The sequence below is a fragment of the Candidatus Palauibacter sp. genome, from assembly GCF_965261555.1.
Classification (GTDB): domain Bacteria; phylum Gemmatimonadota; class Gemmatimonadetes; order Palauibacterales; family Palauibacteraceae; genus Palauibacter.
In genome coordinates this window covers 1,032,268-1,049,006 of record NZ_OZ253465.1, presented here as the reverse complement: position 1 = coordinate 1,049,006, position 16,739 = coordinate 1,032,268, and the positions used below count along the sequence as shown (strand labels likewise).

The 16,739-nt window shown below is 68.1% G+C and carries 9 protein-coding genes; 6 read left to right on the top strand and 3 right to left on the bottom strand.

Annotated elements, in window-relative coordinates; all coding sequences use genetic code 11:
- Positions 1-14 precede the first annotated feature (14 nt).
- Positions 15-1,217 carry an aminotransferase class I/II-fold pyridoxal phosphate-dependent enzyme gene (locus ACQY5G_RS04460; RefSeq protein WP_428277395.1) on the bottom strand — a complete coding sequence of 401 codons (1,203 nt, stop codon included), beginning with the start codon at positions 1,215-1,217 and terminating at the stop codon, positions 15-17.
- Between the two features lie 112 nt (positions 1,218-1,329).
- Here ACQY5G_RS04460 and ACQY5G_RS04455 point away from each other — a divergent pair, with 112 nt between their 5' ends.
- The gene (locus ACQY5G_RS04455) at positions 1,330-2,799 is read left to right on the top strand and encodes a dihydrolipoyl dehydrogenase family protein (RefSeq protein WP_428277393.1); all 1,470 of its coding nucleotides are present in this window, start codon (positions 1,330-1,332) and stop codon (positions 2,797-2,799) included.
- Between the two features lie 101 nt (positions 2,800-2,900).
- The gene (locus ACQY5G_RS04450) at positions 2,901-7,190 is read left to right on the top strand and encodes an Ig-like domain-containing protein (protein ID WP_428277391.1); all 4,290 of its coding nucleotides are present in this window, start codon (positions 2,901-2,903) and stop codon (positions 7,188-7,190) included.
- A gap of 38 nt (positions 7,191-7,228) precedes the next feature.
- On the opposite strand, the gene fdhD is transcribed toward ACQY5G_RS04450, so the two are convergent.
- The gene (fdhD, locus tag ACQY5G_RS04445; protein WP_428277389.1) at positions 7,229-8,065 is read right to left on the bottom strand and encodes a formate dehydrogenase accessory sulfurtransferase FdhD; all 837 of its coding nucleotides are present in this window, start codon (positions 8,063-8,065) and stop codon (positions 7,229-7,231) included.
- A gap of 126 nt (positions 8,066-8,191) precedes the next feature.
- On the opposite strand from fdhD, the gene ACQY5G_RS04440 reads away from it, so the two are divergent.
- Complete coding sequence (locus ACQY5G_RS04440) at positions 8,192-9,856, top strand: NADH-ubiquinone oxidoreductase-F iron-sulfur binding region domain-containing protein (RefSeq protein ID WP_428277387.1); 1,665 nt, start codon at positions 8,192-8,194, stop codon at positions 9,854-9,856.
- 86 nt (positions 9,857-9,942) lie between these two features.
- A complete protein-coding gene (gene fdhF / locus ACQY5G_RS04435) occupies positions 9,943-12,672 on the top strand; it encodes a formate dehydrogenase subunit alpha (RefSeq protein ID WP_428277385.1) in 2,730 nt (909 codons plus the stop codon).
- On the opposite strand, the gene ACQY5G_RS04430 is transcribed toward fdhF, so the two are convergent.
- Positions 12,669-14,699 (bottom strand): aconitase family protein, encoded by a 2,031-nt coding sequence (locus tag ACQY5G_RS04430; RefSeq protein WP_428277383.1) that lies wholly within the window; start codon positions 14,697-14,699, stop codon positions 12,669-12,671. The genes fdhF and ACQY5G_RS04430 overlap by 4 nt on opposite strands.
- 197 nt (positions 14,700-14,896) lie before the next feature.
- Here ACQY5G_RS04430 and ACQY5G_RS04425 point away from each other — a divergent pair, with 197 nt between their 5' ends.
- Together ACQY5G_RS04425 and ACQY5G_RS04420 are read left to right on the top strand one after the other, a co-directional pair.
- Positions 14,897-15,808 (top strand): NAD(P)H-binding protein, encoded by a 912-nt coding sequence (locus ACQY5G_RS04425; RefSeq protein WP_428277381.1) that lies wholly within the window; start codon positions 14,897-14,899, stop codon positions 15,806-15,808.
- Positions 15,809-16,094: 286 nt separating this feature from the next.
- Positions 16,095-16,724, top strand: coding sequence for a hypothetical protein (locus ACQY5G_RS04420; protein ID WP_428277379.1), 630 nt, complete (start codon positions 16,095-16,097; stop codon positions 16,722-16,724).
- The last annotated feature ends 15 nt before the right edge of the window (positions 16,725-16,739 follow it).

Below are 16,739 nucleotides of genomic sequence, written 5' to 3'. Positions count from 1 at the left end.
TGGGAGACGCCGGTTCAGACGACGCCGAGCTTCTTCCCCACGCGCTCTACCTGTTCGAGCACGAAATCGAGGTCGTCGTCCGTGTGCGTGGCCATGTAGCTCGTGCGCAGGCGGCAACTCCCCTCGGGAACGGCGGGGGGAACGACCGGGTTCGAGAAGACGCCCGCCTCGAACAGGGCGCGCCAGAACACGAAGGTCTTCTCCATGGGCCCGATGAGAATGGGGACGATCGGGGTCTCGGTCGGTCCGATGTCGAACCCGATCGACTTGAAGCCCTCCATCATCCGGTACGTGTTCTTCCAGAGCTGCTCCCGGCGCTCCGGTTCGTCGCGGATGATCTCCAGCGCCTTCAGCACGGTGGCGGCGGAGGCGGGAGGCATGCTCGCGCTGAACATGAGGGCGCGGGCGTTGTGCTGGAGGTAGTCGATGACGTCCGCGCGGCCCGCCACGAAGCCACCGATCGAGGCGAAGGACTTGGAGAAGGTGCCGAGGATGAGGTCCACTTCGTCGGTGAGTCCCCAGTGCTCGGCGGTGCCGGCCCCGGTCTCTCCCAGCACGCCCACGGCGTGCGCGTCATCCACCAGGATGGCCGCGCCGTACTCTCGCCTCAGTTCCACCAGGGTGGGCAGATCGGCGATGTCGCCTTCCATGCTGTACACGCCGTCCACCGCGATGAGCTTGCCGCGCGAGGGCTTCTCGGCCGCGAGCATGCGGCGCAGCGTGGCGAAGTCGTTGTGGTTGAAACGTCGCGTGCGGCCGAGCCCCAGACGTACGCCGTCCTGGAGGCTCGCGTGGTCCAGCTTGTCGATGTAGACCGTGTCCGCGCGACCGATCAACGCGCCCAGCGTGCCCAGGTTCGTCTGGTAGCCGGTCGAGAATACGAGCGCCGCCTCCATGCCGGTGAAGTCGGCGAGTTCGTCCTCGAGCTGCTCGTGAAGATCGAGGTTGCCGTTGAGGAAGCGGCTGCCCGTATTGCCGCTTCCAAACTTGTTGAGGGCGTCGCGGGCCGCCTCGAGGACGCGCGGATCATGCGTGAGCCCCATGTAATTGTTGGAGCCCACCATGATCTTGCGGGCGCCGTCGATGACGACCCAGGTGTCGTGCGAGGCCTCAATGGGCATGAAGTACGGATAGAGACCGGCCTCGCGAAGGTCGTTCACGGTCGCTAGTTCACGACACTTGTCGAGGATCGAAGGCGGCTGGACGCGGCTTTTCATTGAGCCCGACCGGGACACCGCAGCTTGGGGCGTAGGATTCTGCACGAAGCGAAGCTAAGCCGGAATCGGGACGCCCGGCAAGGAAAATCGGCCGTTCAAGGGGAGTAGCAACGTGGATCGAGACGGGATGTTCGACATCGTCGCCATTGGCGGAGGTACGGCGGGTCTCGTGACCGCCGCCGGGAGCGCGGGGCTGGGCGCGAACGTGGCGCTGATCGAGCGCGACCGCCTGGGCGGCGACTGCCTCTGGACCGGATGCGTGCCCTCCAAGGCCCTGATCAGCTCGGCCCGGGTGGCGCATCATTTTCGTGACGCCGCCGCGCACGGCCTGCGGCCCGTCCGGCCGACGGTCGAGGGAGCGGACGTTCTCGCCAGCGTCCGCGCCGCTCGGGCCGTGATCGAGCCGCACGATGATCCCGAGCGTTTTCGCGCCATGGGCGTCGATGTGGTCGAGGGGGCGGCCCGCTTCGTTTCGCCGCACGAAGTCGAGGTGGACGGCCGCCGCATCCGCGCGCGCCGTTTCGTCATCGCCACCGGCACCAGGGCGGCGGTGCCGCCGATCCCGGGGCTTCAGGAGGCAGGTTACTTCACGCACGCCGAAGCCTTCGACCGCGACACGATCCCGGCCTCGCTCGCCGTGGTCGGCGGCGGGCCGATCGGCGTCGAACTCGCCCAGGCCTTCCGCCGCCTCGGCTCGGACGTCACGGTGGTAGAGTTGCTCGACCGGCTCATGGTGCGCGAGGAGCCGGAGCTGGGAGAACTCCTGACGAGCAGGCTGCGTGAGGAGGGCATCGAGGTCCGGACCGGCCACGTCGTGACACGGGTCGACCGGGCGGGAGACCGGCGGCGCGTTACGATCGCCGCCGCCGGGGACGCAGACCGCGACGATTCGGCGGTCGCGCCCGAAACGTTCGAGGTCGATGAGGTGCTGGTCGCCGCGGGGCGCGCGCCGAATACGGAGGGAATGGGACTCGACTCGGCAGGGGTGGAGACCGCGAAGGGCTGGGTCACCGTCGATTCGAAGCTGCGCACATCCAGGAAACACATCTTCGCCGCCGGCGACGTCATCGGCGGCTTTCTGTTCACGCACGTCGCCGACCACGAAGCGCGCACCGTCGTGCAGAACGCGCTCTTTCCCGTGCGCGCGAACATCGACTACGGCGTGATCCCGTGGTGCACCTACACGGAGCCCGAACTCGCCCACGTCGGGCTCACCGAAGCCGAGGCCGTGGATCGCCATGGATCCGCGGTGTCCGCGCACGTCTACGACATCGGGAACCTGGACCGGGCGATCGCCGAGCGCGCCGCCATGGGCCGAGTCAAGATCGTCGTCGGGAAGGGGGGCCGGATCCTGGGCGGACATGTCCTCGCGCCGGGCGCGGGGACGATGATCGCGGAGATCTCGCTCGCCATGAAGGCGGGGGTGAAGCTGGGGACGCTCGCGTCGCTGGTACATCCCTACCCGACGATGAGCGAGGGAGTGAAGCGTACCGCCGATGCCTACCGCAGATCGACCCTGACGGGATGGAGGAAGTCGGCCGTCGACCTTGCGCTCAGGGTGGGCAGATCAATGCCCCCCTGAGCGGTTCCATGGGGGCCTCACCCCACGAACGCCGTCTGTTTGCGAGGGCGGATGACTCCGCCGTAGGCTGGTTCAGAGCGGACCGTTCAGCGAGGACTTGTATGGTTCATCACCCGGGCACCGTCGGCGGGGCAGCCACCCTGAAACGGTGTCGCCATGGCTGGGGGCTGGCCGTCGTCGTTTCGGTGACCGGCGCCCTGTCGTGCGGTGAAGACGCCGTCGCCCCTCCATCCCCACCCGTGGAGCCCGCCCGGCCCACCTCGATTTCGATCAGCCCGTCCGTCGTGCGGTTCGAAGCGCTGGGCGACACGGCTCGGCTCGTCGCCGAGGTGCGGGACGAGAATGGCCAGGTCGTAAGCGGCATTCGTGTGACGTGGGAGAGCGGCGATCCGGCGGTGGCCACCGTGGACGCCCAGGGCCTCGCGACGGCGGTCGGCAACGGGACGGTCTCCATCACCGCCACGGCGGAAGCGGCTTCGGGCGCCGCCACCGTGACGGTGGATCAGGTCGTGGCCGCCCTGGAGGTGTCGCCTTCCTCCGTCGGTTTGGCGCTCGAGGACTCACTCCGCCTGCGGGTGGAGGCGGCGGATGCCAACGGTCATCCGGTAACCGACTTCGGGCTGGTCTGGCGTTCGACCGACGAATCGATCGCGACCGTGGACGCTACCGGGCTCGTCATCGGCGTCGGCATCGGGGTGGCGACGATCCGCGCAACGTCCGGCGCGGCCTCGGCTGATGCGGGCGTGGAGGTGCTGTCCGGCGCGGATGCCGACCGACTCGTCCTCACCACGCTGTTCGACGTCACGGACGGGGCTGGCTGGATCCACGACGAGAACTGGCTGACGGACCTCCCGCTCGCGGACTGGCATGGCGTCGGCGTGGACGATGAAGGACGCGTCACGGAACTGGACCTTGAGGCCAACAACCTCGTCGGTCCTATACCGGTCGAGTTGAGCCGTCTGAAGCGCCTCAGGGAGTTGAACCTGATCCGCAACAGCCTCCGCGGCCGGATCCCGCCCGAATTCGGCACGCTGGCGCACCTCGAGGTTCTGGGCCTCGGGATCAATCGGTTGACCGGCCCCCTCCCCCCGGAACTCGGGCAACTCTCCAGGCTCAGGGAACTCCACGTCTACAGGAATCCGCTGAGCGGGCGTATCCCGGGCGAGCTCGCGAATCTCGACCGCCTGGAGAAGTTCGTCCTGTATTGGACCGACATCGCGGGCCCCGTCCCCCAGGCCTTTCTGCGCCTCGAACGCCTGAAGGAAGTGGCCGCGTTGCGGACGCCAGTCTGTATCCCGGGCACGGCGGCCTTCGCGCGCTGGGCGGAAGACATCCGAATCGTCGAATTCGAAGCGCACTGCAACCGCAGGGATGTAGCGGTTCTGACCGGGCTGTATCGGACCACCGGCGGCGAGGACTGGCATCGCTCCGGCGGTTGGGGCGCGGGCTCCGTGCTCGAGGATTGGCGCGGCGTCGCCGCCGACTCCCTGGGCCGCGCGGTGGCGCTCGACTTGGCCGGCAACGGCCTCGCGGGGCGCCTCCCGGCCTCCCTCGGAGAGCTGACGCGGCTCACGGAGCTGCGGCTCGGAGACAACGGGCTGACGGGGCCGCTCCCGCTTGCGCTCGCGAAACTGCCGTTGAGCGAATTCACCTACGCCGACACCGAACTGTGCGTCCCCGACGATGAACGGTTCCGGGACTGGTTGGGGAGGCTTGCCTCCCACGACGGCCCCGGCGTGCAGTGCTCCCTCACGTCCCGCGAGGTCCTGGAGACGCTCTACTACGCCACCGATGGCCCCAACTGGGAACGGCACGACAACTGGCTGACGGACGAACCGCTCGGGAGCTGGTACGGCGTAGAGGCGGACACGAATGCCGTAGTGCGGCGCCTGAACCTCCACGATAACGGCCTGACCGGGGAAATCCCGGCGGAGATCGGCAGGCTCTCCGAGCTGCAGATCCTGGACCTGAGGGACAACCGGTTGCACGGCCCCATACCGTCCGACCTCGGCCGTCTCACCAGTCTTCGGCAGCTGTTGCTCCACGGGAACCGGCTGGAAGGCGAGCTTCCGCCGGAACTCGGCCGCCTCGCAGCGCTGCGTTACCTGTGGCTTGGCGGAAACCGGCTGGAGGGCGTCATACCGTCCGAATTCGGGAGCTTCGGGGACCTCCGCAGCCTCGAACTCTTCTCGAACCAGTTGACGGGTTCGATTCCGTCAACGCTCGGCGGCCTCTCATCCCTGACCTCGCTCCGGCTGGCGAACAACGACCTCGAAGGTCCCATACCCTCGGCACTCGGCAACCTCGCCAACCTCCTGAACCTCCATCTTGGCGGGAACAATCTGTCCGGCTCCATCCCCCCTCGCCTCGGCAGTCTCGGCAGCCTCTCCTCCCTGGGGCTCTCCGACAACGCCCTGACCGGCCCGATTCCCTCGGAGCTGGGCGATCTGGGGAGCCTTGCTCAACTCTACCTGGGCGACAACGATCTCTCCGGCCCCATCCCGTCGGAACTGGGCTCGCTCGCGAACCTTCGACAGTTCAGGGCCGGGAGTAACGAACTGACGGGGCCGATCCCGCGGGAACTGGGCAACCTCGCAGCTCTGGAGCACCTCTTTCTCGGATCCAACGCCTTGACGGGTCCGATCCTGCAGGAGTTGGGTTCGCTCGCCTCCCTCACCTGGCTGGACCTGTCTGCGAATCGCTTCTCCGGTGAGCTCCCGGGAGAACTGGGAGACCTGGAGAAGCTCAACGGGCTTATCCTGAACGACAATCCGGGACTCGCCGGCCCGGTCCCCCTTTCCCTCGGGCGCCTTGGGTCGGTCAGCATGTTCCTGGCCGGTGGCACGGATCTTTGCGCTCCGGCGGATGCGGCCTTCCGCGCCTGGCTGGAGGGCCGCCCCCAGCGCCGGTTGGCACGCTGCATCGAGGCTGGAGAGGCGGAATCGGCGGCGTACCTCATCCAGGCGATCCAGTCGCGGACACACCCCGTCCCGTTGATCGCCGACGATCCCGCCCTCCTGCGGGTCTTCGTGGCCGACGCGGGTGCTGGCGGCGCGACGATGCCGGCGGTTCGCGTGCGATTCTACCACGGCGGCGAGGAAGTACATCGGACGGACATCCCGGCCGGGACCGCCGAGATCCCCGCCGCCGTGGACGAGAGTTCGCTCGACCTGTCTTCGAACGAGGTAGTGCCCGGCTGGGTGATCCAGCCCGGACTGGAGATGGTGGTCGAGATCGATCCGGAGGGAGTGCTGGATCCCGTACTCGGCGTACCGAAGCGCATCCCCGTCGAGGGGCGTTCCCGCGTCGATGTGCTCGCGATGCCTCCGCTCGATCTGACGGTCGTTCCGATGTTGTGGAGCGTGGTGCCCGACTCGTCGATCCTCGACATCACCGAGGGCCTTTCGACGGACAGCGAGCTTCTTGCGCCCGTCGGATCGCTGCTCCCGGTCGGGGAGTTCAGCGTCACCGTGCACGATCCCGTCGTGACGGAGAGCCGGAGCACACTCGACCTGCTGGTCGAGACGCTGGTGATTCGACGACTCGAGGGAGAAACGGGATATTACCTGGGCACGATGGCGGAGCCGTCCGTTTCGGTGGGCGTGGCGTACGGTGGCTTCCCGGTCGCCTTCGGGGCGCCGGACCGGCATACCTTCGTGCACGAACTGGGCCACAACATGAGCCTCCGTCACGCGCCCTGCGGGGGTGCCGGCGGCGCCGATCCGGCGTTCCCGCACGCAGAGGGATCGAGCGGCGCCTGGGGGTATGACTTCGAGCGGCGCGAGTTGGTCGATCCGAGTATCCCGGATCTGATGGGCTACTGCGAACCGAACTGGATCAGCGACTACTTCTTCACGCACGCGGCGCAGTTCCGGCGTTACTACGAACGCGCCTCGGCGGTGTCGGCGGCGGCCCGGACCCGAACGCTTCTCCTCTGGGGAGGGATCGAGCCGGACGGAGCGCCGTTCCTGGAACCGGCGTTCGTCGTCGCCGCGCCCGCTGACGCGCCCCGGCCGGGCGGCCCCTATGAACTCCGTGGCACTGCGGGGGACGGTCGCGTGCTGTTCTCAACGAGCTTCGAGATGCCGGAGGTGGCTCACGGCGATGGCGGATCGCGTTTCGCGTTCGCCCTCCCGGTCGAGCCGGAGTGGGGCGATGCGCTCGCGAAGGTGACGCTCTCGGGACCCGGCGGCACGGCTACGCTGGACGCGGAGACGGATGCGCCCCTGGCCATCGTCCGCGACCGGTCCAGCGGGCAGGTGCGGGGGATCCTGCGCGGGCCGCTCACGGACGGACTCGCGAACGCGTCCGTGTCCAACCTTCTCTCCGACCCGGGGATCGAGGTGCTGGTGAGCCGCGGCCTGCCGGCGCGGGAGGCCTGGAGGCGCTGACCGTCGCCGGTGGGTGACGAGGGAGCCTTCCGGTCCCTTCAGCCGACGCGGTGGCGCCCCGTGTAGATGTTGAATCCCGTCGGCTTGGCGAAGCCGATCAGCGTCATCCCGAACTCCGCGCCCACGTCGACGGCGAGGCTCGAGGGGGCGCCCACGGCCGCCACGATCGGGATTCCGGCGGCGAGCGCCTTCTGCATGATCTCGAAGGAGGCCCGGCCGCTCACGGCCAGCACCGCCTCGCCCAGCGGCAGGTCTCCCTGCAGGAATCGGTCTCCGATCACCTTGTCGAGCGCATTGTGGCGCCCGATGTCTTCGCGCAGGAGGCGCAGTTCACCGGCCGTGTCGAACAGGCCGGCCGCGTGCAGCCCGCCCGTCCGTTCGAACACCGGCTGGCGGCGGCGAAGCGCTTCCGGGAGGGTGCGCACGACCTCCGCCGCGACGGTCGGCCCCTCGGCGGGCAGGGGAGCACAGCCCCGGATCTCGATCGCCTCCAGGGAGGCTTTTCCACAGACGCCGCAGCTCGACGTCGTATAGAAGTTCCGGGTCAGCTCGGCCGGGTCGAAGCGCGCCGTCTCGGTCAGATGCGCGGTGACGATATTGTACTCCTGCGTCTCCACGTCGACGCAGTACCGCAGGTCGGCGAGTTCGGACCGCTGCCCCAGCAGCCCCTCCGAGAAGAGGAACCCGGCCGTGAGGTCGAAGTCATCTCCCGGCGTCCGCATCGTCACGGCCACCTGGTGCTCTCCCCCGTCCGCGGGCGCGATCCGGATCTCGAGCGGCTCTTCGACCGCGACGGCGTCGCGCCGCCTTCGGCTCGAGGCTTCGGAGACGCGATCGATGTCGACGCGCGCGGTGTTCCGTCGGGGCGTAATCATGGGTCGAAGCTACGGTGTCGAACTCCGGGGTGCCGGAGCAAGCGCTCCGTCCACGGTCGTGCCCGACGCCGATGAGGTGCCGGAAGTCGTTTGCCGCTATTCGTGTCGGCGGGTAACTATGACGGCATGAACACGCCCTCGGACGCGGATCTGCTCGCGAAGTGGCGGACCCGGCCCGCTCCCCTGCTTCCCCTGCTGCATGACTTCCACGAGAGGGATGGGTGCCTCTCTGAGGAGTCTCTCCGAGCCATCTCCGAGGATCTGCGGATTCCGATCGCCGACCTCTTCGGCACCGTGACCTTCTACCACCACTTTTCCCGCGACCCCGAGGGCTACTCTCGCGCGCGCGTCTGCATGGGGCCGATCTGCGCGCTTGCCGGGGCCGACGAACTGCTGGCAGCGCTGCCGGATGCGCACGCGATGCCCTGCCCCGGTCGCTGCGACGAGCCGATCCCCGTCCTCGACCGTGACCGGGTTCTCTGCGGAACGACGGTGGCCGAACTCTCCGCCCGGCCTTCTCCTCTTCCGCCCGCGGTGCCGCCGGACATCGAGGAGTGTGTATTCGCGCACATCCGAACTCCCGGACGCGCCACCCTGGCGGGCTATCGGGCGACGGGCGGCTATGCCGGTCTGGAGAACGCCCTCCGCGGGCGGCCCGATGCGCTCCTCGATGTCATCGACGCCAGCGGTCTGGCCGGGCGTGGCGGGGCCGGCTTCCCCACGGGGCGGAAGTGGCGGGCCGTGGCGGAGGCCGCCGGGGAGCCGAAAACCATCGTTTGCAACGCGGACGAGGGGGAGCCGGGCTGCTTCAAGGACCGGGCGCTGATGGACTACGACCCGCACGCGGTGATCGAGGGGATGATCGCCGCCGGCTTCGCGACGGGGGCCACGCGCGGGTTCATCTATCTCCGTTACGAGTATCCGGACACGATGCGCATCCTGGAGACGGCCCTGGAGGAGGCCCGCGGCGACGGGCTGCTGGGGCCGGACGCCTTCGGGCCCGGACGACCGTTCGACCTCTGGGTACGCCGTGGCGCGGGCGCCTACATCTGCGGCGAGGAGACGTCTCTTCTCAACAGCCTCGAGGGCAAGCACCCGTTTCCGCGCAACCGGCCGCCCTTCCCGGTGACGCACGGGTACGAGGACCTTCCCACCGTCGTGAACAACGTCGAAACGCTGGCTTCCGTGCCCCATATCCTCGTGCACGGCGCCGACTGGTATCGGGATCTCGGGATCGGCGACCACGCGGGCACGAAGGTGATCTCGCTCTCCGGGGACGTCGCTCGCCCCGGCAACTACGAAGTACCCATGGGCTTCCCCCTGATGACGCTGATCGACGACTGGGCCGGCGGCGTACCGCGCGGGCGGAAGATCCAGGCGGTGACGATGGCGGGGCTCTCGGGCGGCTTCCTGGCGGGTGACGATCTCGCCGTCACGCTGGACGAGCCCGACATCCGATCGAAGGGGTCGTTCCTGGGCGCCGGCGGCATCATGGTCTTCGACGACTCCCGGGACATGATCGAGGTCGCCCATTCCGCCATGGAGTTCTTCGCCGAGGAATCGTGCGGCAAGTGCTTCCCCTGCCGCATCGGCACGCAGCGCCTCACCGAGCGCCTGCACGGCGAGGGCCCGGCCGAGATCGGCGCCTGGATCGACGAGGTGCACGACCTGGGCGACACGATGATGCAGACGAGTGCCTGCGGACTCGGGCAGGCCGCTCCCCTCATCACCGAGAGCCTCATTCGCTACTTCCCGGACCGCATCTCCAGGCACGTCGCCGGGTCCGTCTAGCGAGCCGGATTTGTCGTGGCGGGCGTGGCACGTCATTTTAGTTGGCCCGGCAGTTTCCAGCGGCGCAGCGCCCCGGGCCTCCGGAGGTGGGTTTGAGCGACAACTCGGGTAACGGCGCAGGCTTCGATTTCGAGATCACGCTCGACGGCGCGAAGGTGGGCGTCCGTCGGGGCGAGAGCCTCTACGAGGTCTCCGAGCGGCACCGCAAGGAGATCCCGACGCTGTGCTACGATCCGCGCCTGGAAGCCTTCGGTGCCTGCCGCCTCTGCATCGTCGAACTCGAGGGCGCCCGGAACCCCGTCGCCTCCTGCACCATGCGGGCGGAGCCCGGGATGCGGATCACGACCCGCTCGGCGCGGCTCGACATGCACCGCCGGGTGCTCATGGAGATGCTCGCCTCCGAGAACCGCGACACGGACGTCGATCCGCTCTCCGGATACGCCTCGCAGGAGATGGCGGTGCTGCTCGACCGCTACGACGCCCGGACGGGCCGCTTCGCCGGGGCCAGGTCCGGCCGCAGCCGGCCCGACGACGACAACCCCTTCATCCTCCGCGACTACGACAACTGCATTTCCTGCTATCGCTGCGTGCGGGTCTGCGCCGAACAGGAGGGCGACTACGCGATCTCGATCATGAATCGCGGGTTCGACACGCAGATCACGACGGAGTTCGAGGGCCTGCTGGGGGACTCCGCCTGCACGTTCTGCGGGCAGTGCGTACAGACCTGCCCGACCGGCGCTCTCGCGGACATCAAGGCGCTCGCGAACGCCGACGTCCCGGGGGAGACCGAGAAGACGCGTACCGTGTGTCCCTACTGCGGCGTCGGGTGCTCCGTCGACCTTCTGTCCCGCGGGGACACGCTGATCGGCGTCCAGCCGGCGATGGATGGGCCCGCCAACGAGGGCGCGCTCTGCGTCAAGGGGCAATTCGCCTTCGACTTCGTGCAGCACCCCGACCGGCTCGCCTATCCGATGGTGCGGGGCGAGGACGGCGAACTCCACGAAACCGACTGGGACACGGCCCTCGACCGCGCGGCGGCGGGGTTCACGGCGGCGGTGGAGAATCACGGCCGACATTCCGTGTACGGCGTCGCTTCCGGACGTGCGCCGCACGAAGCGGCCTACATGATGCAGCGGTTCATCCGAGGCGCGTTCGGTACGAACCAGATTGACAACTGCAGCCGTGCTTGACACGCCCCCACGGTCGCCGGTCTGGCGGCCTCAATCGGACGGGGGGCGATGTCGAATCCACTCGAGGACATGGAAAAGCCCGATGTGATCTTCTGCATCGGGACCAACATGACCGAGTGCCATCCCGTCGCGGCCACCCGCATCAAGCGCGCGGTGGCGCGGGGCGCCAAGCTCATCGTCGCCGATCCGAGGCGGATCGCGCTGGCCGAGATGGCCGACATCTACCTGCCGCTGAGGGTGGGATCCGACGTCGCGCTCCTGCTCGGCATGGCCCACGTCATCGCACGCGAGGGACTGCTGGACGACGACTTCGTGGCCGCCCGCACGACGGAGGGCCGGGACTTCATGGAGCACGTCCTGGAATACCCGCCGGAATGGGCCGAGTCCATCACCGGGGTGGACGCGAAGCTGATCGCGGAGGCGGCGCGCTGGTACGCGAAGGCCGAACGTGGAGCCATCTACTACACGCTCGGGATCACGGAGCACATCTGCGGCGTGGACAACGTGCAGAGCCTCTGCAATCTCGCCCTCATGACCGGAAACGTCGGCCGCGAGGGAACCGGGATCAATCCGATGCGCGGCCAGAACAACATCCAGGGCGCGGGAGACTGCGGGGCGCTGCCGAACAACTATCCCGGCTTCCAGGACGTACTCGACCCGGCGTATCAGGCGAAGTTCGCCGAGGCGTACGGCCGGGAAGTGGATCTCGAACTGGGGCCCACGAAGGTCACTGCGCTCGACATGTGCGGCGACCGGATCCGCGCCATGATCATCAACGGCGAGAACACCGTCGTCACGGACCCCGATCGGGAGCACTGCGAGCATGCGCTCGGGAGCCTCGACCATCTCGTCGTGATCGACATCTTCCTCACCGAGACGGCGGAGTTGGCCGATGTGGTCCTCCCGGCCACCGCCTGGGCGGAGACGGACGGCGCGTGCTCGAATACGGAGCGGCGCGTTCAGCGTCTGCGGAAGGCGGTGGATCCGCCGGGCGAGGCGAAGCCCGACTGGTGGTGCGTGTCCCGCATCGCGCAGCGCATGGGGCTGGAGGGTTTCGAGTTCGAGTCCGCGAAGGAGGTGTTCAACGAACTCTGCTCGCTCTCACCGATCTACGCCGGCCTGGATTGGGATCTCATCGCGGACGGCGAGTACCATTGGCCCGTGCCGGAGCCGGGCCACCCCGGCACGCCCATCCTTCACAAGGGCGAGTTCGAAAACGGGCGCGGCATCTTCCAGCTGATCCGATACCGGGACCCCGCCGAGACGATCTCGGACGAATACCCGATCTGGCTTACGACCGGGCGCCGACTGCCGGCCTATCACACGAGAACGCAGACGGGGCGTGCGGCGGGGATCGAGTACCTGTTGTCCGAAGAGCGTCTCGAGATGCACCCGGCCGACGTGTCGAAATGGGGTCTCGAGGACGGGGGCTGGGCGATGATGTCGAGCCCGCGCGGCCAGGTACGGATCAAGGTCGAGGCCAACGACCGCTCCCCGCCCGGAACCGTCTTCGCCTCGTTCAGCTTCAACGACGTGCCGGTGAATTTCCTGACCGGCGGCGGCTACGACCCGATCACGCACACGGCGGAACTGAAGGTCTGTCCCGTGAGGGTCGAGCCCGTCTAGCCTGGCGAGCCGGCCTCGCGGCTCCAGTCCTGGTCTCCATACGCCACGATCCGTCCCTCGATCGCCGAGGCCACGCACGTCAGCGGACTCGCCAGGTACACCTGCCCCGGACCGCTGCGCCCGGGGAAGTTCCGGTTGATCGAACTGATCGTGACCTGCTCCGCCGTCGTCGACACCCCGGGCCCGGCGTTGATGCAGGCTCCGCAGCCGGGCGCGAGGACGTCGAATCCCGCATCCCTGAGGGCCTGGTCGTGGCCCTGTTCCCGGCTCCACGCCTCCACATCGATCGAACCGTACTGGGCATAGGCGCGGACGGACGCGGGCACCCGCTTCCCCGCCGCCACCGCCTCCCGCGCCACCCCGGCATACATCTCGAAATCCGCCCGCTTCGCCCCCGTGCAGGCCCCGACGAACACCGTATCGAGGCTCACGTCTCCTTCGAGGGCCGAGATCGGCAGGCCGTTCCCGGGATCGCCGGGCGTCGCGACCATCGGTTCGACGCCGCTCGCGTCCATCTCGATCGTCACCGCGTACTCCGCCCCCGCGTCGCTGTACAGTCCGTCGCATAGCGCCCGAACCTCCGCCGCCGGCACGCCACGCCGCCCGGCGATCCAGGCCACCGCCTTCTCGTCCGGGGCGATGACGCCGGTGAAGCCCCCGACCTCGGCCGCCATGTTCGTCAGCGTCGCGCGCTCGTCGATCGACAGAGCCTCGACGGCCTCCCCCGTGAACTCGATGATGCGGCCGATCGCCTCGCCGCTTTTGACGGTCGGGTGACGCAGCAGTTCGAGGATGAGGTCCTTCGCCACGACGCCGGGTGGCGGCTCGCCCGTGATGTTGACCCGGATCGACTCGGGCACTTCCAGCCGGACGTCGCGAGTCGCCCAGGCGTTGACGATCGCGGACGTCCCCACCCCGAAGGCGACGCATCCCAGCGCGCCCGAATGCGGGGTGTGCGAATCGCTTCCGATGATGATCTGGCCGGGGAGCGCGTAGCGGTCCTGCACCATGATGTGGCAGATCCCCTCGCTCCCGGTGCGGTCGGGCAGTTCGCCGTGCAGGCGCACGCCCTTCGCGGCGGCGAACTTCCGCTGGCGGTCGTGCAGCGCGTGGGCCGCGTCGAGCAGCCCGGCCGCCTTCCTCTCCTCCGTAATGACTTCGTCGAGGAACGCGAGGTGGTCCCGGAAAAAAACGATGGACTCGGTGTGGTTCAGCCCCGCATCGCCCGCGAAATCCTCCCAGAACGTCGATGCCATGGGGGTCACGTACTCGTGGGAGAAGCGAAGATCGGCCCGCAGGAAGCCGGTGTCGCCCGGTTTCACGGCGGGAACGCCCAGCGCGCCGGAGGCCGCGTCGGTGACCCAGTGCCGGGCGATGATCTTTTCCGCAATCGTCTGGGGACGGTCCGCCGGGGCCGTGACGCCGGGGAGCGCGACGAGTCCCTTCAGCCTCGCCACGGCGTAGTCGAGCAATCCGCCGTACTCGATGATGTCGCGCTGAATGCGCCCCGCGTCTCCGATGAACGCGTCGAGCGGGATCTTCTCGCCGTGCCGGATCTTCTCGATCAGGGAGAAATCCGTCGATGCGAGGAGGCCGATGTTCGCGCAATTCTCTCCGTAGATGCGCTCGATGTTCTCTCCGATGACGACGCGGAGCCCCGCAGCGCGCTCGGCATAGGGCGAAGCCTCCCGGCTCGACCCTTTTCCACGCCTCTTCCCGGACACCGAGCATACGAAGCCGCCCTTCCGGATGTCGTTGCGGCCGATCGGGCGCTCGTCGCCGCAAAGGAGGCCCACGTACGGGTATTCCCCCAGCTTCTCGTCGAAGTGGTAGCAGACCCAGCCCGGCGTGATTTCATCGGTCGAAATGTCGTCGCGCAGGGGGATCGAGGGGTCCCATTCGAGGTCCTCCCCCGCGAGTTGCCGGCGGATGAGGTCCGGGTCTTCGGTAAGGAAGAGGATCCGCCCCTGGAGGCGCACGGTCGGTGGACGCCTGGCCACTTCGGTTTCGAGCAGATGTTCCAGCATGTCGTACTCCGGGGCCGGCTGGGCCGGAAGATCGGGATGAAGGTGGTCACCGTCGCGAGTATCCGTTTGACGCTCGAATCATGATATTGGTCCGGTATCCGAGAACAGCGTAAGGGGCGAGCACCAATACGATGTCGAACGTCAGCGGGGGGATGTTCAGGTGATGCGCGCCCCGGCGCCAGCCGGGAGGTGAAGTGATGCCTCGGATCCTCGTCGCGGGCGGGACGGGCTTCCTCGGACGCGCCTTTGTCCGAAGGCTGCACCGTCGCGGAGCGCAGGTTGCCGTGCTGACCCGAAACCCCGCCGGCGGGCCGAGGCTCGGTCTCCCGGCGGAATATGTCGAGGGAGACGTCCGTCGGCCCGGTGGGCTCGCGTCGGCGATGCACGCCGTGGACGCAGCCATCCTCTCCGTTCAGTTCCCGGGCTATCCCGTGGAGGCGCCCGCGCGCGGTCGGACGTTCATGGAGGTCGACGCCCTGGGCACCGCCGCCCTGGTCGAGGCTGCGGTGGAGGCGGGCGTACGCAAGCTCGTCTACCTGTCCGGGGTCGGGGCCGATCCCGCCTCCGCACGCCCCTGGTATCGCGCAAAGGGGCTGGCGGAGGCGTCCGTGCGTGAGTCGGGCCTGGACCACGTCATCGTCCGACCCTCATGGGTCTACGGCCCCGAAGACCGGAGCCTGAATCGCTTCATCGCGCTCATTCGCGGGATTCCGTTCGTTTTTCCCCAGCTGGGGGACGGAGCGGGGCGGATCACCCCGATCCATGTGGATGACCTGGCGGACCTCGTGTGCGAGGCGACGCTGGGTTCGGCGGGAGACGGACTCACGCTGGAGGCCGGCGGACCGGATGTCGTGTCGCTGGACGATGTCGTTCGGACGGCCATGGCGGTACTCGGGCGGCGCCGGACGATTCTCCACATCCCGACGAGTCTCGTAAAGCTCGCGGCCGCGTGTGCGGCCCTTCTCCCCGGCCAGATCCTTTCGCCCGATGCCGTGGACTTCGTGACCCAGGATGGGATCGCGGATTCAGACCTGGCCCGACGTCGTTTTCCGGCGTTTCAGCCACGCGACTTGGCGACGGGATTGGCGGAGTACGTCTCGCGCGCCTGAACCGCGGATCTTTGCGTGTTCGCGAGCCTGATCGGCCCCCCCGGAACGAGGCTTCGGCACGCACCGGAGGACGCGCCGCCGTGCTTGCATGTTATTCGACATCGGGCTTAGCTTGGATTGATTTTTCCGGCGACATCGGAGGCCGGGTGCCGCTGGTTGCAGTTGGATGTTCGTGCTTGGTTTGCGTGGAGAATCAGACAGCCCGCGCGTTCCTCGGCGGCCTCACAACTCGCAGGAGGTCGATATGAAGGATGTGTTCAGAAAGCTGGTGTTGGCGATTGGCGCAATGGCTGCGTTCGCTTTTCTGCCGATCCGGGCCGAAGCCCAGAGTCCCTACTCTCCGATGTTCTGGTCCTTCGAGGGCGGAGTCGGGCTGGCCATCCCGATGGGCGAGATCGCCGATGCCGCCGAATCGGGTCCCTCGTTCTCGGGCGCGGCATCCTACTTCCTGCGCCCGCGGATGGCGCTGCGGGTGGAGGGAGCGCTGGACATGCTCGGTACGAAGGGGGCGATCGACCCGAACTTTCAGATCCTGCACGTGACGGGCGGGATCGAGTATCACCTCGCCGATCCGATGGGAAGCACCACCCTGGCGGTCGATTTCGGCCTGGGCGTTTCGACGCTCGATTCGGACGCGTTCCTGCTGCAGAACCATCCGCGTCCGGGACTCCATACGGTGGGCCTGGTGAACGGATCGTATTTCTCCGGCAACGCCGGAATCAAGGCGGGGCTCAACTTCGCTCGACATGCGGAGACGGGAGTCCCGATGGTCACGCTCTTCGCGCAGGCCGACGTCCGTTACGTCATGACGGACGAGGAAGAGACGCACGTGTATGGCGAACTCAACCACGTGCACGGGTTCAGCTCCATAATGGAGATCCCGTTCTCGGTTGGCCTCCGGGTCAACTTCCCCTGAATCGAGAAAAGAAGG

Excerpts from the sequence above, each read along its gene's own strand:
- ACQY5G_RS04460 (WP_428277395.1), bottom strand. The coding sequence starts at position 1,217 with ATGAAAAGCCGCGTCCAGCCGCCTTCGATCCTCGACAAGTGTCGTGAA.
- ACQY5G_RS04450 (WP_428277391.1), top strand. The coding sequence starts at position 2,901 with ATGGTTCATCACCCGGGCACCGTCGGCGGGGCAGCCACCCTGAAACGG.
- fdhD (WP_428277389.1), bottom strand. The coding sequence starts at position 8,065 with ATGATTACGCCCCGACGGAACACCGCGCGCGTCGACATCGATCGCGTC.
- ACQY5G_RS04440 (WP_428277387.1), top strand. The coding sequence starts at position 8,192 with ATGAACACGCCCTCGGACGCGGATCTGCTCGCGAAGTGGCGGACCCGG.
- ACQY5G_RS04430 (WP_428277383.1), bottom strand. The coding sequence starts at position 14,699 with ATGCTGGAACATCTGCTCGAAACCGAAGTGGCCAGGCGTCCACCGACC.
- ACQY5G_RS04425 (WP_428277381.1), top strand. The coding sequence starts at position 14,897 with ATGCCTCGGATCCTCGTCGCGGGCGGGACGGGCTTCCTCGGACGCGCC.
- ACQY5G_RS04420 (WP_428277379.1), top strand. The coding sequence starts at position 16,095 with ATGGCTGCGTTCGCTTTTCTGCCGATCCGGGCCGAAGCCCAGAGTCCC.